Source organism: Saccharothrix sp. DSM 118769 (assembly GCF_052936295.1).
This window is the reverse complement of sequence record NZ_CP193627.1, coordinates 4,915,741-4,936,222: the sequence shown is the minus strand read 5'-3', so window position 1 is coordinate 4,936,222 and position 20,482 is coordinate 4,915,741. Positions and strand designations below refer to the sequence as shown.

The window sequence follows — 20,482 nt, the reverse complement described above, 5'->3', positions numbered from 1 at the left end:
ATGAGCCAGTCCGTCTCCACCGGCACCCCGGCCGTCACCGGCGCGCCGGGCGTGATCGGCCCGCCGCTCCCGGGTGGACCGCCGACGCCCGCGCCCGGTCGTCGACGGCGGGGCCAGGGCGTGGCCTACCTGTTCCTGTCGCCGTGGATCGTCGGCGCCGCGCTGCTGACCATCGGCCCGATGATCGCCTCGCTGTACCTGTCGTTCACCGACTACGACCTGTTCTCGCCGCCGAACTGGATCGGCGCGGAGAACTACGTGACGATGTTCAGCGGCGACGAGCGGTTCTGGCACGCCGCGGGGGTGACCGCGAAGTACGTGCTGATCTCCGTGCCGCTCAAGCTCGCCCTCGCACTCGCGGTGGCCCTGCTGCTCAACCGGCCGCGCCGCGGCGTCGGGCTGTACCGGTCGGCGTTCTACGCGCCGTCGCTGCTGGGCGCGAGCGTCAGCGTGGCCCTGGCCTGGCGGGCGCTGTTCGCCACCGACGGCACCGTGGACAAGGGCCTCGCGGCCCTCGGCATCGACACCGGCGGCTGGGTCGACCAGCCCCGGTACGCGCTGCTCACGCTCGTCGCGCTGGCCGCGTGGCAGTTCGGCGCGCCGATGGTGATCTTCCTGGCGGGCCTCAAGCAGGTGCCGAGGGAGCTGTACGAGGCGGCGGCCATCGACGGCGCGGGCCCGGGGCGGCGGTTCCTGTCCGTCACGCTGCCCATGCTGTCGCCGGTGATCCTGTTCAACCTCGTCCTGGAGACCATCCACGCGTTCCAGGCGTTCACCGGCGCGTTCGTGGTCAGCAGCGGGCGCGGCGGGCCGAGCGACTCGACCCTGCTCTACCCGCTGTACCTCTACCAGCGCGGCTTCACCGACTTCCGGATGGGCTACGCCTCGGCCATGGCCTGGGTGCTGCTCGCGGTCGTCGCGGTGCTCACCGCGCTGGTGTTCCGCAGCGCCCGGCGCTGGGTGTTCTACGCGGGGGAGAACAGGTGACGCTCTCGAAACGCCTCGTGTGGCACGGGCTCGTGGTGGCCGTGCTGCTGGTGCTGCTCTACCCGGTGGTGTGGCTGGTCTCCACCTCGTTCAAACCGGCCACGGAGGTGCTGTCGACGCTCGCGCTGCTGCCCACCGAGCCGACCGGCGACAACTACGCGCAGGTCTTCGACGGGGTCGGCGAGTTCGGCGTGCTGCACTACTTCGGCAACTCGCTGCTCATCTCCACCGGCGCGGTGATCGGCAACGTGCTCTCCTGCTCGCTGGCCGCCTACGCGTTCGGGCGGCTGCACTTCCGGGGCCGCGGGCCGATGTTCGGCTTCATGATGATCACCATCATGCTGCCGCAGCACGTCGTGCTGATCCCGCAGTACGTCATCTTCCAGCAGATGGGCATGGTCAACACGTTCTGGCCCCTCGTCCTGCCGAAGTTCCTGGCCACGGACGCGTTCTTCGTCTTCCTCATGGTGCAGTTCATCCGCACCCTGCCGCGCGAGCTGGACGAGGCCGCCACGCTCGACGGCTGCGGCCCGGTCGGCGTGTTCCGGCACGTCGTGCTGCCGCTGCTGCGGCCCGCGCTGATCACCACGGCGATCTTCACGTTCATCTGGACGTGGAACGACTTCTTCTCGCAGCTGATCTACCTCAACGACGCGGAGAAGTTCACCCTGCCGCTGGCGCTCCAGCTGTTCGTCGACCAGGCCACGCAGTCCGCGTTCGGGCCGATGTTCGCGATGTCGGTGCTCGCGCTGCTGCCCATCGGGCTGTTCTTCCTGGCCTTCCAGCGCTTCCTGGTGGACGGCGTGGCGACCTCGGGGCTGAAGGGGTGAGCGCCGGGGTGCGCCGGGTGGCGCTGCTCGCCGAGGTGCTGCTGATCGGGGTGCTGGTGTGCGTCGCGGCGCTGCCGGTGCTCACCGCCGTGCCCGCCCTCGCGGCCGGCGCGGTGCTGCTGCGCGAACTGGTCGACGAGGGCCGCACGCCGACCGCGCGCCGGTTCGCCGCGCTGCTGGGCCGCGTGCTGCGCGACCCGGTGGCCGTCCTCGTGCCGCTCGCCGTGCTGGTGGTGGGCGCGCTGGACGTGCTGGCGCTGGCGGGCGGCCTGCCCGGCGCGCCCGTGCTGGGACCGGTGATCGGGCTGCTGCTCGCCGCGGTGGTCCTGGTGCTGCTGCGCACGGCCGCGCGGTGGCGTCCCGGCGACCGGTGGGCGGTGCTGCTCGCGTCGCCGTCGCGGGACCCGGGCGGCTACGCCTACCTGGTGGTCGCGGTGGCGGTGGCGGCGCTGGTGGTCGGCCAGGCGCCCGCGTTCGCGGTCGTCGCGCCCGGCCTGCTCGTGTTCGCCGCCGTCGCGGTGGAGCGCCGGTGACGCCCCGCGTGGTGCTCGCCGGGGCCGCCGGCTACGGGCGGCTGTACCTGCGCGAGATCGCCGCCCTGGAGGCCGCCGGGCGGGTCGAGCTGGCCGGCGTGTGCGAGATCGGGGCGCTCGACGCCGAGGCGCGGCGGCTGATCCGCGACCGACCGGTGGGCCCCGACCTCGCGCCGCTGCTGGCGGGCGCGGACATCGGCATCGTGTCCACCCCCATGCACACGCACGTGCCGCTCGCGCACGCCGTGCTCGACGCCGGGCTGCACCTGGTGCTGGAGAAGCCGCCCACGCCCACCCTCGCCGACTGGCACGAGCTGGTGGAGCGGTCGCGCGGCCGGGTCGTGCAGGTCGGCTTCCAGAGCCTGGGGTCGCACGCCCTGCGGCGGCTGCGCGGGCTCGTGCGCTCCGGCGCGCTGGGCGTGGTCCGCGGCATCGGCGTGCACGGCACGTGGTCCCGCGACGACGCCTACTACACCCGCGCGCCGTGGGCGGGCCGCCGCACGCTCGACGGGGTGCCCGTGGTGGACGGCGCGCTGACCAACCCGTTCGCGCACGCCGTCGCCACCGCCCTCGCGCTGGACGGCAGCACCGGCGTGGACGACGTCCACGACATCGAGCTGGAACTGCTGCGCGCCCGCGACATCGAGGCCGACGACACCTCCTGCCTGCGGCTGCGCACCCGCCGCGGCACGGTCGTCGTGGTCGCGGTGACGCTGTGCGCGGAGGTGCCGCGCGAACCGGTCCTCGTCGTGCACGGCGACGGCCCGCGCGCCGAGCTGCACTACACCGAGCACCGGCTGGTCCTCGACGGCGTCGAGGAGCGGCACGGGCACGACACGCCGCTGCGCAACCTGCTCGACCACCTCGCCGACCCGGGCGTGCCGCTGAACGCGCCGCTGTCCGGCACCGGCGCGTTCACCCGGGTCCTGGAGGCCGTGCGCACCGCGCCCGACCCCGCGCCCGTCGACCCCCGCTGGCTGCGGCGCGCCGGCAAGCGGGTGGACGTCGACGGCGTCGACCACGTGGTGACCAGGGCGGCCGAGCGGCTGAGCACGTTCGCCGAGCTGGAGGTGCCGTGGTCGCCGCTGGGTGCCGCCGCCCGGTACGGCTGGGACGCCGAGCCGCTGCCCCTGGTCGTGCCCCGGCCGGCGCTGCACCCGGTGCGCACGCTCGGCGGGGTCGTGGTCACCGGCGAGCACCCCGACGACCACCCGTGGCACCGCGGCATCGGCCTCGCCCTGCCCGACGTGAACGGGGTCAACCTGTGGGGCGGGCGCAACTACGTGCCCGGCGAGGGGTACGTGCCCGGCGAGCTGGGCGTGGTCCGCGAGGTCGGGCCGGGCGAGCTGGCGTGGTGCGACTCGGCGGGGGAGGAGCTGGTGCGCGAACGCCGCCGCCTGCGCCGCCGGGTCGTCGAGGGCGGCTGGGAGCTGGAGTGGACCAGCGTGCTGTCCGCGCGGTCCGGGGCGGTCCTGCACAGCCCCGGCAGCAAGGGCCGCGCGGGCGCGGGCTACGGCGGCTGGTTCTGGCGGCTGCCCGACCTCGACCCCCTGACCGTGCGGGTGTTCAGCCCGAACGGCGCGGGGGAGGAGGAGGTCAACGGCCGCAGCGCGCCGTGGCTCGCGGTCGTGGTCGCCGACCCGCACCGGCCCTGGACGGCCGTGCTCTCCGGGCCGACCGACCCGTGGTTCGTCCGGGTCACCCAGTACCAGGGCGTCGGTTCGGCGCTGGCCTGGGACCGCCCGCTCGTGCTGCGACCGGGGGAGGAGCGGGAGGTGGCCGTGCGGGTCGCGTTCCGCGACGGCGTGCACGTGCCCTGAGCCCCACACCCTGGGTGTGCGTCGAGTTATTGAAGCGTTACACCCAATTGAGACGCTGGCCGGAGTTCGAATCGAATGCGTTCGACTACCGAGACGATGAATCGTTTCATCCTTGACGGTGGGTGGGGGCGGTGTTCTCATGTGTGACGGCAGGAGACTCTCCCGGTGCGTTTCTGGGAGCGCTCCCAGAAAATCGAGGATGAAGGAGCAACGGTGCTCACGAACTCGTTCCGAGTGCGGGCGATCGCCGCCGCCACGGCGATCAGCGCACTGGTGGGCGGCCTGGCGGCGGTGGGGGTGGCCTCGGCGGCCCCCGGCTGCGGCGTCGACTACGTGGTGCAGAACAGGTGGCAGGGCGGCTTCTCCGCCGCCGTGACCATCAAGAACCTGGGCGACCCGGTGAACGGGTGGACGCTGACCTGGGCGTTCCCCGGCGCCGAGCGCTTCTCGGAGGGCTGGAACGCGGCGTTCACCGCGTCCGGCGCGAGCGTCAGCGCCGCCAACGTGGACTGGAACCGCTCGATCCCGACCGGCGGCACGGCGTCGTTCGGCTTCAACGGCACGACGAGCGGCACCGACGTCGGCGTGCCCGCGTCGTTCGCGCTCAACGGCACCACGTGCACCGGCGGCGTGGACCCGACGACCACCACCACGACCACCACCACGACGACGACCACCACGACCACCACGACCACGACGGACCCCGGCCCGGTGCCGGGCGACCCGACCGGCCGCAAGCAGGTCGAGCGGCTGGACCGGGGCCTGGTGAGCGTGCGGTCGGGCAGCGCCAACCTGGTGAGCTGGCGGCTGCTCGCCGGCGACCCGCCGAACGTCGGCTTCAACGTCTACCGGGGCACCACCAAGGTCAACGCCTCGCCGATCACCGCCTCCACCAACCACCTCGACGGCGGCGCGCCGGCGGACGCCTCCTACACCGTGCGCGCGGTCGTCAACGGCACCGAGCAGGCCGCGTCCCCGGCGTCGCTGGCGTTCGGCTCCGGCTACCGCGACGTGCCGATCCAGTCCCCGGGCAGCACCTACAGCGCCAACGACGCGAGCGTGGGCGACCTGGACGGCGACGGCGACTACGAGTTCGTGCTCAAGTGGGACCCGGCCAACGCCAAGGACAACTCCCAGGCCGGCGTGACGGGCAACGTCTTCGTCGACGCCTACCGCCTGGACGGCACCCGCCTGTGGCGCATCGACCTGGGCCGCAACATCCGCGCGGGCGCGCACTACACCCAGTTCCAGGTCTACGACTACGACGGCGACGGCCGGGCCGAGGTCGCCATGAAGACCGCCGACGGCACCAAGGACGGCCGCGGCGCGGTCATCGGCAACGCCTCCGCCGACCACCGCAACGGCGACGGCTACGTCCTCGCCGGCCCCGAGTTCCTCACCGTGTTCAACGGCCAGACCGGTGCGGCGCTGTCCACGGTGAACTACGACCCGCCGCGCGGCACCGTCTCGTCGTGGGGCGACAGCTACGGCAACCGCGTCGACCGGTTCCTCGCGGGCACCGCGTACCTGGACGGCGCGCGGCCGTCGCTGATCATGGCCCGCGGCTACTACACCCGCGCCGTCGTCGCGGCCTGGGACTTCCGCAACGGCACGCTCACCAAGCGGTGGACGTTCGACTCCAACAGCTCGGGCAACGGCGGCTACGCGGGCCAGGGCAACCACTCGCTGAGCATCGCCGACGTCGACCAGGACGGCCGCGACGAGGTCGTCTACGGCGCGGCGACCATCGACGACAACGGCCGCGGCCTGTGGACCACGGGCCTCGGGCACGGCGACGCGGGCCACGTGGGCGACCTCGACCCGTCCCGGCCGGGCCTGGAGTACTTCAAGGTCTCCGAGGACTCCTCCAAGCCCGGTTCCTGGTTCGCCGACGCCCGCACCGGCCAGCGGCTGTGGACGACGGCGTCGGGCAGCGACAACGGGCGCGGCGTGTCCGCCGACATCCACCCGGGCAGCCCCGGCGCCGAGTCGTGGTCGTCGGCGGACGGCAGCCTGCGCAGCCCGAGCGGCGCGAACGTCGGCCGCAAGCCGTCCTCGTCGAACTTCCTGGCCTGGTGGGACGGCGACCCCTCCCGCGAGCTGCTCGACCAGACGCGGATCGACAAGTACGGCACGAGCGGCGACACCCGCCTGCTGACGGCGAGCGGCGTGCACTCCAACAACGGCACGAAGGCCACGCCGTCGCTGTCCGGCGACATCCTCGGCGACTGGCGCGAGGAGGTCGTCTGGCCCACCACCGACAACACCGCGCTGCGGATCTACGCCACGCCGAACCAGACCGACCGGCGCGTCCCGACCCTCGTGCACGACACGATGTACCGGGTCGCCCTCGCCTGGCAGAACACCGCCTACAACCAGCCGCCGCACCCGAGCTTCCACATCGGGAACGGCATGGCCACGCCGCCGTGGCCGGACGTGCACTACGCCGGCTGACCGGGCACCACGCCCGCTGACCGGGTCGGACGCCGATGGCCTGCTCCACGTGGAGCAGGCCATCGGCCATTCGTGGTGTGAACCCGTCCGAACGGGGTACTCCCTCCCGGATCGAGGGGAGTGCACACGATGGCGAAGCACCGTTTGGGCCAGTCCGAGGGCCGGCAGTGGGGCGGACCGGACCTGGTGGCCGGCGCCGAGGACGCGCTGGTCCGCACCGACGCCGAACGCACCGACAGCACACCGGAGCGGCTCGACGACGACTAGGGCACCGCGACTAGAACTCCAGGTCGGCGTCCTCGCTCACCGAGCGCAGCGCGGTCACCGTCGGGCGACTCCCGGCCAGCAGGGCGGCGTCGCTGCCCGGCGGCAGGTCGCCCTCCACCACGACCGAGGTCAGGTCGATCGACCCGTCGTCGGTGTCCTTGACCCGGCTCTGCACCGCGCCGAACTCGGCGAGCCCGGCCCGTTCCGGCTCGCCGACCCGCTCCGCGTCGGCCACGTTCGGCACGTTGACGTTGAGCACCGCGCCGGGCGGCAGCGCCGCGAGCCGGTCGAACAGCCCCGCCGCCACCGCGACGGCGGTGTCCCAGTGGTGCGTCGCGCCCGACTCCAGCCCCACGTCCAGGGACACCGCCATCGCGCGCGCCCCGTTGATGGAGGCGGTGAGCGCCGCGCCCACCGTGCCGGAGTGCAGCACGGCCCGGCCGACGTTCGCACCCCGGTTCACGCCCGACAGCACGACGTCCGGCGGGTCGCCGAACGCGCCCTGCGCGGCCACCAGCGCGATCAGGCCGGGGTGCGCGGAGACCGCGAAGCCGGGCACGTCGGGCAGGCCGGGCAGCTCGCGCCGCTCGACCTTGACCCGCCGGTCGTCCTCGGCGGCGGTCAGGCCGGCGCTCGTGCCGCTGGACTCGCGGGCGGGCGCGGCGACCACGGTGTCCCACCCGTGCTCCACCGCGCCGCGCGCGAGGGCCAGCAGGCCCGGCGAGTCGATGCCGTCGTCGTTGGTGATCAGGACCCTCACTCGTGCTCCCACGGGGTGAGGGTTACCCGCTCCGCCAGTTCTCGCACCACCTCTCCGCTGCCGGTGCCCAGGCCGTGCCGGGTGATGTTGACCGCGCCGGCCGCCGCGCCCAGCTTCAGCGCCTCCTCCAGCGACTTGCCGAGCGCGAGGCCCGCGGCCAGCCCGGCGGTCATCGAGTCGCCGCCGCCCCGCGTGTCCACGGGGGACAGGTCGGGCGACTCGACCAGGTAGAACGAGTCCTCGACCAGCGCCAGGGTCTCCTCGGCGGCCCGCGACACGACGACCGCGCGCGCACCGCACTTCGCCAGCTCGCGGACGCCGTCGACCAGGTCGGGCAGCGAGTCGGACTTCGCCAGCCCGTCGGACACCAGCTCCTCGTGGCTGACCTTCACCACCTCGGGGCCGCCCTTGAGCGCCGCGGCGAGCCGCCCGCCCGACAGGTCCACCACGACCCGGCAGCCGTTGCCGCCGAGGTCCTTGGTGAGCCGCTCGTAGACCGAGTCGGGCACCGGCTCGTCGTCCGCGGCCGGTCCGCTGAGCACCGCGACGCCCGCGGCCAGGCACTCCACCAGCGTCAGCTCGTACAGGTCGTCCAGCTCGTGGCGGGTCAGCGCGTCGGCGGGCATCCGCACCGCCTCGTCGCGGCTGCCGTCGCGCCGGTCGTGCACGTACCCGCCGTTGCGCGCCGCGACGTCGCGCGACCTGAGCTCCACGCCGATCAGGTGCTTGAGCACGTGACCGGTCTCCCCGCCGAGCGCGGCGCACAGCACGACCTCCGCGCCGAGCGACGCGATCATCCGCGACTGCCACACACCCTGACCGCCCGCGTGGACGTGGATGTCCGGCGAGCCGTCCAACTCCTCCACCGTCACCGTCAACTCCGGTGACGGTGCGAACACCGCTACTCGACCCGTCATAACCGGACATCTACCCCAATTCGAACTGATCAAATCCCGGGTAGCCGCACGTCTCCCAGCCAGGAGCGGAACAGCGCGTCCAGCGGCAGCGCGGTGTGCCGGGCGGCCACCGCCTCGAAGTCCGCGGTCGTCGCCGTGCGGTGCCGGAACGTCGTGGTCCAGTCCCGCAGCAGCGCGAAGAAGTCCGGGTCGCCCACCCGCTCGCGCAGCACCTGGAGCAGCAGCGCGCCGCGCTGGTAGACGCGGTCGTCGAACAGGGCGGCCACGCCGGGGTCGCCGATCAGCAGGTCCTGCGGCAGCCGGGCGAGCCGGGCGTGCGCCCGCCGCGCCTGCACCGCCGCCGTCAGGCCGCCCGAGCGCTCCGACCACAGCCACTCCGCGTAGCAGGCGAAGCCCTCGTTGAGCCAGATGTCGCGCCAGTCGGCCAGGCCCACCGCGTTGCCGAACCACTGGTGCGCCAGCTCGTGCGCGACCAGCCGCTCGTACCCGCGCCGCCCGTCGACGTGGTTCGCGCCGAAGACCGACATGCCCTGCGCCTCCACCGGCACGTCCAGCTCGTCGTCGGTCACCACGACCTGGTAGGTCCGGAACGGGTAGGGCCCGAACAGCTCCTCGAAGACCTCCACCATCCGCGGCTGGCGGGCGAAGTCGTGCCGGGCGGCGCGCAGCAGCCGGGCGGGCGCGGCCACCTCCTGACCGTCGGCCAGGGCGAACCGCTCGTACACGCCGATCTGCACCGACGCCAGGTAGGCCGCCATCGGCTCGGCCTGCTCGTAGACCCACCGCGTGGTGCTGCCGCCGACCCGCCCGTCGACGAGGACCCCGTTGGCCAGCACCGCGTACGGCGAGGCGGTGGTCACCGCGATCCGGTAGGTCGCCTTGTCCCGCACCAGGTCGTTGCACGGGAACCAGGACGGCGCGCCGACCGGCTGGCTCGCCACCAGCGCGCCGTCGGTCAGCTGGTCCCAGCCCAGCTCGCCCCAGTGCCGGGTGCGCACCGGCCGCACCGCGCCCGCGTAGCGCACCTCGACGGTGAACGGGCCCTCGACCGGGCGCGCCGGGCGCACCCGCAGCTTGCCGCCGCCGTGCGCGTAGCGGGCCGCCCGCCCGTCCACCAGCACGCGCTGCACGGGCGGACCGGCGAAGTCCAGCACCACCGTGCCCAACGGCCCGTCGGCGGTGGCGGACAGCACCGCCCGCCCCGACAGCCGGCCGCTGAGCCGGTACTCCAGGTCAAGGTCGTAGTGCGCGACCCGGTAGCGCGCGTCGCCGTGGTCGGCCAGGTAGGGCGCCGTCATCGCCAGGCGGAGATCGGGTTGCCCAGCCAGCGCGTGCCCGCCGGCACGTGCTCGCCGCGCATCACCAGCGACGCCGGGCCCACCGTCGTGTGCGCGCCGACCGACGCCCCGGGCAGCACGATGCCGTGCGGTCCGAGCGTCGCGCCCGCCGCGAGCCCCACCTCGTCCATGCGGAGGATGCGGTCGTGGAACAGGTGCGTCTGCACCACGCACCCCCGGTTGACCGCCGCGCCGTCGCCCAGCCGCACCAGGTCGGCCTCGGGGAACCAGTACGACTCGACCCACGTGCCGCGGCCGACCCGCGCGCCCAGCGCGCGCAGCCACACCGCCGTCACCGGCGACCCGCCCGTCGAGCCGACGAGCCACGGCACCGCCAGCACCTCGACGAACGTGTCGGCCAGCTCGTTGCGCCACACGAACCCGCTCCACAGCGGGTACTCGCGGGACCGGAACCGGCCCACCAGCAGCCACTTCGCCGCCACCGCCACCGCGCACGCCAGCACACCGGCCGCCAGCAGCACCGGGCCGGCGAACACCGGGCCCACCTCGCGCAGCGCGAACAGCACGCCGACGACCAGCGCGACGTGGCACATCACCGGCACCACCCGGCACAGCTCGACCAGCGCGCGGGCCACCACCAGCCGGCGCGGCGGGTCGAACGTGCGGCTCAGGTCGCCCTCCTCGGCCGCGCGCGGCAGCTTCATCGGCGGCATCCCCAGGTAGGAGCTGCCCGCCTTGGCGTGCTTGGGCGCGGCCGACAGCACGCCGACCAGGCCGCGGTTGGGCACCGCGCGACCGGGCGCGGTCATGCCCGAGTTGCCCAGGAACGCCCGCTTGCCCACCCGCGCCTGGGCGATGCGCAGCCGCCCGCCGCCCAGCTCGTAGGTGGCGACCATGGTGTCGTCGGCGAGGAACGCGCCGTCGCCGATCGTGGTCATCCTCGGCAGCGCCACCACCGTCGACGCCTCGACCCGGCGGCCCACGCGCATGCCGAGCAGCCGCAGCCACACCGGCGTGAACAGGCTCGCGTACAGCGGGAACAGCGCCACCCGGGCGGTGCTCATCAGCCGCTCGGTGGTCCACGCCTGCCAGGCGACCCGGCTGTGCACCGGGTGGCTGCCCGCGCGCAGCCCGAGGCCGAGCAGCCGCACGGACACCAGCACCAGCAGCGCGTACGAGCCGAGCCACACCGCGGTGGCGAGCGGCACGGCGAGCAGCGCCGAGGACAACGTCAGGGGCTCGCGCACCACCAGCAGCGCGGCGGGCAGCGCCGCCGCGACCGGGATCAGGCCCAGCGCGGACGCCGTGAGGCCGTAGGCGAGCTTCCACCACGACGAGCGCGGCGGGCGCTGACCGGGCTTGGCCGCCTTGCCGGTCCGCGCCGCGGGCACGCCCCCCCAGCGCTGGCCGGTCGGGACGGACCCGGTGACGCCGGAACCGGGTGCGATCTCGGCCCGCTTGCCGATCCGCGCGCCGGGGAACAGGGTGCTGCGCGCGCCGACGACCGCGCCCGCGCCGACCCGCACGCGGCCGATGTGCACCCGGTCGCCGTCGACCCAGTGGCCGGACAGGTCCACCTCGGGTTCCACGGCGCTGCCGCGGCCGAGCTTGAGCATCCCGGTGACCGGCGGCAGCGAGTGCAGGTCGACCTCCGGGCCGACCTTCGCGCCCAGGGCGCGGGCGTAGTGGGTGACCCACGAACCGGTCAGGTTGGTGGCGCCGCTGGACTCGGCGAGCCGCTCGGCGGTCCACAGCCGCAGGTGCACGCCCCCGCCGCGCGGGTACGTGCCGGGCCTGACGCCGCGCAGCAGCAGCCGCGCGCCGCCCGCCGCGATCGCGACCCGGCCGGGCGGGCTGACCAGCAGCAGCCAGCCGGCGGCGAGCCACCACCACGACACGTGCGGGGTGATGCCGAGGACGTTGCCGAGGGCGGCGAGCGCCAGCGACCAGCGCAGCCCGACCAGGCCGGTGAGCGGCACGAGCAGCAGCAGCTGCACCAGGCCGGCCCGGCGGGGCGTGGGCGCGACCTCGCGGGTGGCGGTGAGGTGGCCGGCCAGGTCGTCCAGCCGGGCGGCCATCGCGCGCAGCGTGGGGTGCTGGTAGACGTCGCTGACCGAGCCGCCGGCGTGGCGGGTGCGGATCAGCGTCACCAGCCGGGCCGCGGCGAGGCTGCCGCCGCCGCGGGCGAAGAAGTCGGCGTCGGGGTCGGCGACCCGGGCGCCGAGCACCTCGGCCCACTGCTCGGTCAGCCACGCCTCGGTGGGGGTGAGGTCGGCGTGCGCGGCGTCGTCGGCGACGGTGGTCAGCGGCCACGGCAGCGCGTCCCGGTCGACCTTGCCGGAGGTGCGGGTGGGCAGCGTGCCGACCACGGCCAGCAGCGGCACGAGCGCCGCGGGCAGCGCGGACCGCAGCCGCTCCAGCGCGGCGGCCCGGTCGAACGCGTCGCCCTCGGGCACCACGTACCCGACCAGCACCTGGTTGCCGCTCCCGGTGCTCCGCACGGCCGCTGCCGCGCCGACGACACCCGGCAGGGCCTGGAGCGCGGCGTCCACCTCGCCCAGCTCGACGCGCCGCCCGCCCAGCTTGACCTGCTCGTCGGCGCGGCCCAGGAACACCAGCCCCTCGGGCTCGGCGCGCACGAGGTCGCCGCTGCGGTAGGCGCGGTCCCAGCCCAGCGCGGGCAGCGGCGCGAACTTCTCGGCGTCCTTGGCCGCGTCGAGGTAGCGGGCCAGGCCCACCCCGCCGATCACCAGCTCGCCCGAGCCGCCCATCGGCACCGGCTCGCCCGCCGCGTCGACCACGACCAGGTCCCAGCCGTCCAGCGGCAGCCCGATGCGCACCGGCGGCTCACCGGTCAGCCGGGCGGCGCACGCCACCACGGTGGCCTCGGTCGGGCCGTAGGTGTTCCACACCTCGCGGCCGTCGACCGCCAGCCGCTCGGCCAGCTCCGGCGGGCACGCCTCGCCGCCGAAGATCAGCAGCCGCACGTCGTCCAGCGCGTCCACCGGCCACAGCGCGGCCAGCGTCGGCACCGTGGACACGACGGTGATCTCGCGCTCCACCAGCCACGGCCCCAGGTCGAACCCGGTGCGCACCAGCGCGCGCGGCGCGGGGACCAGGCACGCGCCGTTGCGCCAGGCCAGCCACATCTCCTCGCACGAGGCGTCGAACGCCACCGACAGCCCGGCCAGCACCCGGTCGTCGGGGCCGATCGGGTCGTCGGGCAGGAACAGCCGCGCCTCGGCGTCCACGAACGCGGCGGCGGAGCGGTGGGTGACCGCGACGCCCTTGGGCTTGCCGGTGGAACCGGACGTGAAGATGATCCACGCGTCGTCGTCGGGACCGGGCGCGCCGGGGCGGCCCAGCGGCGCGCGCAGCGGCGTCAGCGCGCGGTGCTCGCCGAGCACGGCGCACGCGCCCGCCTCGCCGAACACCAGCTCGGCCCGCTCGTCGGGGTCGTCGGCGTCCACCGGCACGTACGCGGCGCCCGCGGCGAGGACGCCGAGCACGGCCACGTACAGGTCCACCGTGCCCGAGGGGACGCGGACGCCGACGCGGTCGCCGACGCCGATGCCCGCCTCGACCAGGGCGCGCCGCTGCGCGTCGACCTCGTCGAGCAGGTCGCGGTAGGTCAACGCGGTGGTGCCGTCGTCGAGCGCGGGGGCGTGGGGGTGGCGCAGCGCGGTGTCGGCGAGGACGTCGACGAGGGTGCGCGCGGGCGCGGCGACGCCGGCGCGGTACCGCGCCGGCGTGTCGATCAGCGTGGGGAGGGCGGTGTCGGGGGCGATGGTCACCGGCCGGCACCGGGGGGACGCGAACGCACTGGGTGATCCTCCGAGTGGTGGGTGAGCTGCTCCACACCCGGCGGGCACCGGTCAAGCAGCCTGGGTGGTCGCTCCGGCGAAACCACCGACGTGCGACTTTACCCAGGTTTAACCGGCACGTCCCGATCGACGCCCGGCCGAGTGGGTGGGGTCACAGCCCGTGATCGCGGGCGGTGATCTCCAGGCCACCCGGGGTGAAGGCGAACCCGTCGGGGAAGTCGGCGTCGCCCAGCCGGGCCGCGAGGACGACGGGCTCGGGCCGCCCGGGTTCGCCGCGCAGGTGGAACAGCACCAGCGGCCGGGCGCGGTCGGCGGCCCCGTACAGCAGCGTCTTCGGGTGGCGGGGGTTCGGGCCGCCCAGCAGCGCGGTCGGCGGCCCGAACCGGTCCAGCACCTCGTGCCGCCCCCGGTCGCGGTCGCACCACCCGTGCGCCGAGGCGAGCAGCCGCCCGTGCTCGTCCGGGTCGAGGAGCCGGTCGGGGCGCAGGAGGCCGTGCCGGTGCGCGAACTCCGCGTACACCGAGGCGACCACGTCGTCGTCCGCCCGGCCCAGCACGACGTGCACGCCGCCCCGGACGCCCGCGCCGTTGGCCGCGCGCCGCTCGACCAGGCCCTCGCGGAACGCGGTCCACTCCCGCGTCAACCCGTGGGCGAACACCGCGGCGTCCAGGCACAGCAGCAGCCCGATCTCGCCGCCGTGCGTGCCGGGCCGCCGCAGCGCGTCGTTCGCCCGGTCGAGCAGGTGGGTCCGCACCTCGTCGGCGCCCGGGAGGCTCACGGCTCCCGCGTCACCCGACCCCGGGTCGCCGGCCCCCGCGTCACCTGCCCTCCACGTCACCGGCCCGCGCTCGCGGGCGTGCCGAGCGCGGCGTCCACCAGGGGCTTGACCTCGGTGCCGAGCAGCTCGATCGCCTCCATGACCAGCTTGTGCGGCACGCCGGCCCAGTCCATCTGCATCGCGTAGCGGTCGGCGTCGACCAGGCCGCCCACCGAGATGAGCCGTTCGGCGACCTCCTGCGGGCTGCCCGCGAAGATCGACGTCGCGCCCTCGGTCCACGCGTCGTAGTCCGACCGGGAGGGCACCGACCAGCCGCGCGCCTTCGCGCCGTACTTCATGGTCTCCAGCCAGTACGGGTAGAAGGCGTTCTTGGCGTCCTGGGAGTTGCGGGCGATCAGGCCGATGGCGCTCATCGTCACGTCCAGCTCACCGGGGCCGTGGCCGCCCGCCTCGCCCGCCCGCCGGTACAGGTCGACCAGCGGCGCGAAGCGCTCCGGCTCGCCGCCGATGATCGCGTAGACCACGGGCAGACCGAGCAGGCCCGCGCGCATCGAGGACTCGGGGTTGCCGCCGGTGCCCACCGAGATCCGCAGCCTCTCCCCGTACGGGCGCGGGTAGACGTGCGCGTTCTCCAGCGGCGCGCGGAACTTGCCCGACCAGGTGATCGGGTCCTCCCGGTCCAGGCGCAGCAGCAGCGCCAGCTTCTCCTCGTACAGCTCGTCGTAGTCCTCCAGGCTCGCGCCGAACAGCGGGAACGACTCGGTGAACGAGCCGCGGCCCGCGAGCAGCTCCGCGCGACCGCGGCTGAGCTGGTCGAGCGTGGTGAACTGCTGGTAGACGCGCACCGGGTCCTCGGTGCTGAGCACGGTGACCGCGCTGCTGAGCGTGATGTCGCGGGTCACGCTCGCGGCGGCGGCCAGCACCGTGCCGGGGCTGGAGATCGAGTACTGGGGGAGGTGGTGCTCGCCCAGGCCGTAGAAGCCGAGCCCCAGTTCGTCGGCGAGCCTGATCCGCTCCAGGCTCTGGGCCAGCGCGTCGGCGACGGGGACCTGGTCGCCCGTGACGGGGTCGGGGTGACGGTCACCGAAGCTGTAGACCCCGAGCTGCATACCTTTTGTGGACACATCAACAAGCTAGCGCGTCATTGATGACACGTCAACATCTTGCTAGCGTGGTCGCATGGGCGGACCACGGTGGCTCGACGGGCGGGAGGCCGCGGTGTGGCAGGCGTACCTCGCGGTGCAGCGCGAACTGCACAGCGCGCTGGAGCGGCAGCTGGTGCGCGACTCGGGGTTGTCCAACGCCGACTACTCCCTGCTCGTGCCCCTCTCCGAGGCGGCGGACGGCGTGGTGCGGTCCCGTGACCTGGGCATCCTGGTCGGCTGGGAGCGCAGCAGGCTGTCGCACCAGATCGGCCGGATGGAGAAGCGCGGGCTGGTCGTGCGCGAGGAGTGCGCGGAGGACGCCCGCGGCTCGATGGTGCGGCTGACCCCCGAGGGGCGGGCCGCGATCGAGGCCGCCGCGCCGGGGCACGTCGAGGCGGTGCGCCGCTACCTGTTCGACGGCCTGTCCGCCGAGGAGGTCGACGTCCTCGACCGGGTGCTCCACCGCGTCCTGGACCGGGTCACCGGCGACGACCGACCCCAAGGGGACGACTGACCCGGTGCCCTGAAGAGGGCCCTGAAGAGAACCCGGAAGAAGGTACGGAAGAGGACCCGGAAAAAGGGGCCGCGTGACGCGGCCCCCTCTCCGCCCCCCCGGGATACCGGACGGCGGCCAACCCGCCTGTCCCGCCCGGTCGCGTTCGGCCGTCGGGGTGCCGAACACCCTTCAGCCTCCCGCGTACGTGTGCGCGCCCGCATCAGCAACCTTCCGTATCCACTTCCGTATCCCGCCGGCGGGCGGGACGTCCACCGACCTCCGTACCCCGTCACCGCGAATACGGAGACCGGTGGATGCGCGGGCGGTGGCGCACTCGCGACAGTGGACACCCGACGGTGGACGCCGACGAGGAACCCGTTCGCGAGGAGATGACGTGCAGCTGACCGCTGAGTTCGCACCGGACCGGCAGGCCCTCCTGGGCGGCCCGCTGCGCGGTTGGCAGCACCACGCGCACGAGGACGCGCTGGCCGCGCTGGGCCCCGCGCACGCCGCGGAGATGCCCAACGGCCTGGAGGTGCTGGTCACCACCGCCGGCCTGGAGGTCACCCGCTCGCTGCTCAACGACCCGCGCCTGTCCAAGGACGCCGCCGGCCTGCGCAACGCGATGCAGGACCAGCTGGCCGCCAAGGGCCGCCCGACGGACCTGACCCGGATCATCGGCCCCTCGATGCTCAACACCGACCCGCCCCAGCACCGCAGGCTGCGCGCCCTGGTGTCCCAGGCGTTCACGCCCCGCCGCGTCGAGGCGCTGCGCCCGGCCGTGGAGAAGGCGGCGAACGACCTGGTGAGCGCGCTGCCGCAGGACGCCGACCTGATCGGCGGGCTGGCGTTCCCGCTGCCGCTGGCGGTGATCTGCGACCTGCTCGGCGTGCCCGAGGAGGACCGCGAGCAGCTCAACCGCTGGACCGCCGCGATGATGACCGAGCGCCCCGACCTGGTCGTGCCCGCCTCCGACGCCATGTTCGGCTACCTCGCGGGCCTCGTCGAGTACAAGCGCGAACGGCCCGACGACGCCCTGCTCAGCGCCCTCGCGCAGGCCGAGCTCGACGGCGAGCGGCTGTCCCCGGAGGAGCTGCTGACCACCGCGATCCTGCTGGTCATCGCGGGCCACGAGACCACCGGCGGCCTGATCGGCAACACCGCCGCGGCCCTGCTCTCCGTGCCCGGCGGCTGGGACGCCCTGACCCCGGACGGGGTCGCCGCCGCGGTCGAGGAGGCCGTCCGCTGGGACCCGCCGACCCGCGTCACCCCGCACTACCTGGTGACCGCCGACGTCGAGCTGCCGGGCGGCGTGCTCCCCGAGGGCGCGCTCGTGATGATCGGCCTGGGCACCGCGGGCCGCGACCCGTCGGTGCACGGCCCCACCGCCGGCCGCTTCGACCCCACCCGCCGGCCGACCACCGGCAACGCCGCCCTGGGGCACGCCTCGTTCGGCCACGGCGTCCACTACTGCCTCGGGAACCACCTGGCCAGGATCGAGGCGCGGGCCGCCCTCACCGCCCTGCGCACCCGCTACCCGGAGGTCCGCCTCACGGCCGACGCCGGCGGGCTGGAGCGCGACGACAAGGTCGTGCCGAACACCTTCTCCTCGCTCCCCGTCCGCTTGGAGCCGTGACCCCATGTCGGTGCGACTGCGCGAACCCCACACCCGGGTCCCCACCAGGCCGGCGGTCAAGGTGATCGGCTGGTGCCGCTCGGCGGTGTCCTGCCTGCTGTCCCCGGACACCGCCCCGCCGGCCGCCGCCCTGACCCGCGTGGTGGTGCTCCCCGCCGCGTCCCCGCCGCCGGGCTGACCGAAGGCCGACCCGATCGCCGGGCCGGCCCTCAGTCCGCCATGCCCGCCAGCAGCGTGATCAGCTGGTGCCGGTTGGCGATGTCGAGCTTGCGGTAGATGCGGGTCAGGTGGGTGTGGACGGTGGCGGGGGAGATGACCAGCCGGCTCGCCACCTCCGGGTTCGACAGGCCGTCACCGACCAGCCGGGCCACGTTCCACTCCGCCGGGGTCAGGCCGCCCGGGCGCGGTGCGGCCGCGGGCTCGTCCTCGACGTCCACGTCCAGGACCGCGGCCAGGGCGTTCTCCACCGAGTCGGCCCGCGCCGAGCACGCGCGCTCGTAGGCGTCGTCGCCGAGCGCCGCGCGGGCGCGCCGGGCGGCGCGGGCGCTGTGCGAGGCGAACGGCAGGAGGCCGTCGACGCGCACGCCGGTCACCCGGTGCAGGCCGTGCGCCAGGCCCAGCATGCGGGCCGCCGCGTGCGCCTGACCGGCCTCGGCGTACGCCCAGCCCAGGCCCTCGATCGTCCACAGCGGACCCCACTTGTCGCGGATCGCCCGCTGCACCCGCAGGCCCTCCCGCAGCACGTCGAGGGCCCGCTCCGGGTCGCCCCACCGGGTCTCGACCACGCCGCGGCACCAGTGCCCCCAGCTCAGCCCCCACGGCGCGCCGAGGCGCTCGCAGGAGGCGAAGAACTCGTCGGCGGCCGGCTCGGCCTGGTCCCGCGAACCCAGCAGCACGAGGGACACGGTGAGCAGGATGTGCGCGAGGTGCTCGTCCACCGCGAAGTCGGGCCCCAGCGCGCCGAACTCGGCGTGCGCCTGCCGGAGCAGCTCCACGCCGGCCACCGACCCCAGGGCCAGCACCGCGAACGCGCCCCGCACGAACGTCACGGCCGGCAGCGGCACGCCCACCGACCGGGCCAGGTCCGCCGCCTCGTCCACCCGGCGCGCGACCTGCGACCGCTCCACCCCCAGGCAGAGCGCGATCCAGGCGTCGAGCGCGATCGCGCTGGCCCTCAGGGGGTCCGCGGCGGGCGGCACGGCGGCGAGGGCGCGGCCCAGCCACAGCCGTTCCTCCGGTAATCGGCCCGCGTAGGTGTACCAGCGGGTCCGGGCCAGGTCCACGCTCATCTGCAGGCCCGCGTGCGCGGTGCCCGGGTCGCCGATCAGGTCGGCCAGCACGACCCGGTGGTTGGCCATGTCGCGGTCCACCGCGTCGAGCAGCACCGCCTCGTTGCGCCCGGTGAACGCGGCGGCCAGCCGGGCCGCCTCGTCGCGGAAGAACCGCTGGTGGCGCGCCCGCACGTCGAGCACCTCGCCGGAGGCGCGCAGCCGTGCCGCGCCGTGCTGCCGCAGCGGTTCCAGCAGGTGGTAGCGGCTGCGGTCGGCCGACGGCAGGGCGATCGACTTGTCCAGCAGCCCGGCCAGCGCGTCGGCGACCTCCACGGCGTCGAGCCCGTCCCCGGCGCACACCGCCTCGGCCGCGGGCAGGCTGAACCCGCCCTCGAACACCGACAGCCGCGCCCACAGCAGCCGCTCGGCGGGCGTGCACTGGTCGTGGCTCCAGCCGATGAGCGCGCGCATCGTCCGGTGGTGCGGCACGGTCGTCGTGTCGTTCACGGTCAGCACGCGCATCACGTCGTCGAGCCGGTCGGCCAGCAGCTCCACCGGCATCGACCGCATCCGCACCACGGCCTGCTCCACGGCCAGTGGGATGCCCGCGACCCGCCGCAGCACCCGTTTGACGTCCGGCCAGTTGTCCTCGGTGACCCGCCAGCCGGGCACGCTCGCCTCGGCCCGGTCCACCAGCAGCGCGGCGGACTCGTTGCGCAGGTCCAGCGGCGCGTCCTCGGCGGGCACCTCCAGCGGCGGCACCATCACCAGCACCTCGCCGGGCACCCGCAGCCGGGCGCGGCTGGTGGCCAGCACGCGCACGCCCGGAGCCGCACCCAGGACCGCCCGCACCAGGTGCCCGACCGGTTCGACCAGGTGCTCGCAGTTGTCCAGCACCAGCAGCGCCCGCCGCGGCCTGAGGTACTCGACCAGGGTCTCCAGCGGCGTGGTCGTCGCCTGGTCCGGCACGCCCACCGCGCTGAGCACGACCTGCGCCAGCAGCTCCGGGTCGCCGCCGCGGGCCGGCGCCAGCTCGACCACCCGCACGCCGTCGTCGTAGGCCCGCTGCACCTGCGCGGCCAGCTCCAGCGCCAGCCGGGTCTTGCCCCCGCCGCCGACGCCGGTGAGCGTGATCAGGGGGGCCGTCCCGATCCGCCGGCGCAGTTCGGCCAGCAGCTCCTTGCGCCCCACGAACGAGCTGAGCGCGCGCGGCACGCCCCCGACTCCGGCTCCCCGCTCGGTCATCGGGACACCGTACGACACGCGCGCGTGACAGTCCCGTGAGATCGACAAAACAGGCCGTCCCGCACATCGTTGCACCCTTTTCCGCCGGCAACCCCTGGTCGGTCCGCCGCACGGCCGTGACCCGCGCCGGCGGCCGCAAGGAGTTGCGGACCGCGCGGACGGGGTCCGGGGCGGTGGGGCGGTAGTCCGGGAGGGTGGTGTTCGCGGTGCCGCACTTGGGC

The 20,482-nt window shown here is 74.8% G+C and carries 16 protein-coding genes; 9 read left to right on the top strand and 7 right to left on the bottom strand.

Going from position 1 to position 20,482, the window contains the following annotated elements; genetic code table 11:
- The 6 genes from ACRAKJ_RS21450 (at position 1) to ACRAKJ_RS21425 (ending at position 6,891) form a co-directional block, all read left to right on the top strand.
- Positions 1 to 987, top strand: coding sequence for an ABC transporter permease subunit (locus ACRAKJ_RS21450; RefSeq protein WP_438922999.1), 987 nt, complete (start codon positions 1 to 3; stop codon positions 985 to 987).
- Complete coding sequence (locus ACRAKJ_RS21445) at positions 984 to 1,817, top strand: ABC transporter permease subunit (protein WP_438923000.1); 834 nt, start codon at positions 984 to 986, stop codon at positions 1,815 to 1,817. The genes ACRAKJ_RS21450 and ACRAKJ_RS21445 overlap by 4 nt, the downstream gene beginning before the upstream one ends.
- A complete protein-coding gene (locus ACRAKJ_RS21440; RefSeq protein WP_438923001.1) occupies positions 1,814 to 2,350 on the top strand; it encodes a hypothetical protein in 537 nt (178 codons plus the stop codon). Before ACRAKJ_RS21445 ends, ACRAKJ_RS21440 begins: the two co-directional genes overlap by 4 nt.
- Positions 2,347 to 4,170 (top strand): DUF6807 family protein, encoded by a 1,824-nt coding sequence (locus ACRAKJ_RS21435; protein ID WP_438923002.1) that lies wholly within the window; start codon positions 2,347 to 2,349, stop codon positions 4,168 to 4,170. The genes ACRAKJ_RS21440 and ACRAKJ_RS21435 overlap by 4 nt, the downstream gene beginning before the upstream one ends.
- 213 nt (positions 4,171 to 4,383) lie before the next feature.
- Positions 4,384 to 6,624 carry a rhamnogalacturonan lyase family protein gene (locus tag ACRAKJ_RS21430; RefSeq protein WP_438923003.1) on the top strand — a complete coding sequence of 747 codons (2,241 nt, stop codon included), beginning with the start codon at positions 4,384 to 4,386 and terminating at the stop codon, positions 6,622 to 6,624.
- A gap of 129 nt (positions 6,625 to 6,753) precedes the next feature.
- Positions 6,754 to 6,891, top strand: coding sequence for a hypothetical protein (locus ACRAKJ_RS21425; protein ID WP_438923004.1), 138 nt, complete (start codon positions 6,754 to 6,756; stop codon positions 6,889 to 6,891).
- A 10-nt stretch (positions 6,892 to 6,901) separates the two neighbouring features.
- On the opposite strand, the gene surE is transcribed toward ACRAKJ_RS21425, so the two are convergent.
- From surE to ACRAKJ_RS21395, 6 genes are all read right to left on the bottom strand, one after another.
- Positions 6,902 to 7,651 carry a 5'/3'-nucleotidase SurE gene (surE, locus tag ACRAKJ_RS21420; protein ID WP_438923005.1) on the bottom strand — a complete coding sequence of 250 codons (750 nt, stop codon included), beginning with the start codon at positions 7,649 to 7,651 and terminating at the stop codon, positions 6,902 to 6,904.
- Entirely contained in the window at positions 7,648 to 8,568 is a 921-nt protein-coding gene (locus ACRAKJ_RS21415; protein ID WP_438923006.1) for a PfkB family carbohydrate kinase, read from the bottom strand. The genes surE and ACRAKJ_RS21415 overlap by 4 nt, the downstream gene beginning before the upstream one ends.
- Positions 8,569 to 8,597: 29 nt before the next feature.
- Positions 8,598 to 9,866: a M1 family aminopeptidase gene (locus tag ACRAKJ_RS21410; RefSeq protein WP_438923007.1), complete on the bottom strand. Its 1,269-nt coding sequence runs from the start codon at positions 9,864 to 9,866 to the stop codon at positions 8,598 to 8,600.
- Entirely contained in the window at positions 9,863 to 13,660 is a 3,798-nt protein-coding gene (locus tag ACRAKJ_RS21405; RefSeq protein WP_438923008.1) for a Pls/PosA family non-ribosomal peptide synthetase, read from the bottom strand. Before ACRAKJ_RS21405 ends, ACRAKJ_RS21410 begins: the two co-directional genes overlap by 4 nt.
- 181 nt (positions 13,661 to 13,841) lie before the next feature.
- The gene (locus ACRAKJ_RS21400; RefSeq protein WP_438923009.1) at positions 13,842 to 14,468 is read right to left on the bottom strand and encodes a hypothetical protein; all 627 of its coding nucleotides are present in this window, start codon (positions 14,466 to 14,468) and stop codon (positions 13,842 to 13,844) included.
- A 56-nt stretch (positions 14,469 to 14,524) separates the two neighbouring features.
- Positions 14,525 to 15,577 (bottom strand): LLM class flavin-dependent oxidoreductase, encoded by a 1,053-nt coding sequence (locus tag ACRAKJ_RS21395; RefSeq protein WP_438923017.1) that lies wholly within the window; start codon positions 15,575 to 15,577, stop codon positions 14,525 to 14,527.
- Positions 15,578 to 15,647: 70 nt separating this feature from the next.
- On the opposite strand from ACRAKJ_RS21395, the gene ACRAKJ_RS21390 reads away from it, so the two are divergent.
- The 3 genes from ACRAKJ_RS21390 (at position 15,648) to ACRAKJ_RS21380 (ending at position 17,923) form a co-directional block, all read left to right on the top strand.
- On the top strand, positions 15,648 to 16,127 hold the full coding sequence (locus tag ACRAKJ_RS21390) for a MarR family transcriptional regulator (protein ID WP_438923010.1): 480 nt from the start codon (positions 15,648 to 15,650) through the stop codon (positions 16,125 to 16,127).
- A gap of 376 nt (positions 16,128 to 16,503) precedes the next feature.
- Positions 16,504 to 17,745 carry a cytochrome P450 gene (locus ACRAKJ_RS21385; protein WP_438923011.1) on the top strand — a complete coding sequence of 414 codons (1,242 nt, stop codon included), beginning with the start codon at positions 16,504 to 16,506 and terminating at the stop codon, positions 17,743 to 17,745.
- 4 nt (positions 17,746 to 17,749) lie between these two features.
- A complete protein-coding gene (locus ACRAKJ_RS21380) occupies positions 17,750 to 17,923 on the top strand; it encodes a hypothetical protein (RefSeq protein WP_438923012.1) in 174 nt (57 codons plus the stop codon).
- 31 nt (positions 17,924 to 17,954) lie between these two features.
- On the opposite strand, the gene ACRAKJ_RS21375 is transcribed toward ACRAKJ_RS21380, so the two are convergent.
- The gene (locus ACRAKJ_RS21375) at positions 17,955 to 20,261 is read right to left on the bottom strand and encodes a LuxR C-terminal-related transcriptional regulator (protein WP_438923013.1); all 2,307 of its coding nucleotides are present in this window, start codon (positions 20,259 to 20,261) and stop codon (positions 17,955 to 17,957) included.
- Positions 20,262 to 20,482 lie beyond the last annotated feature (221 nt).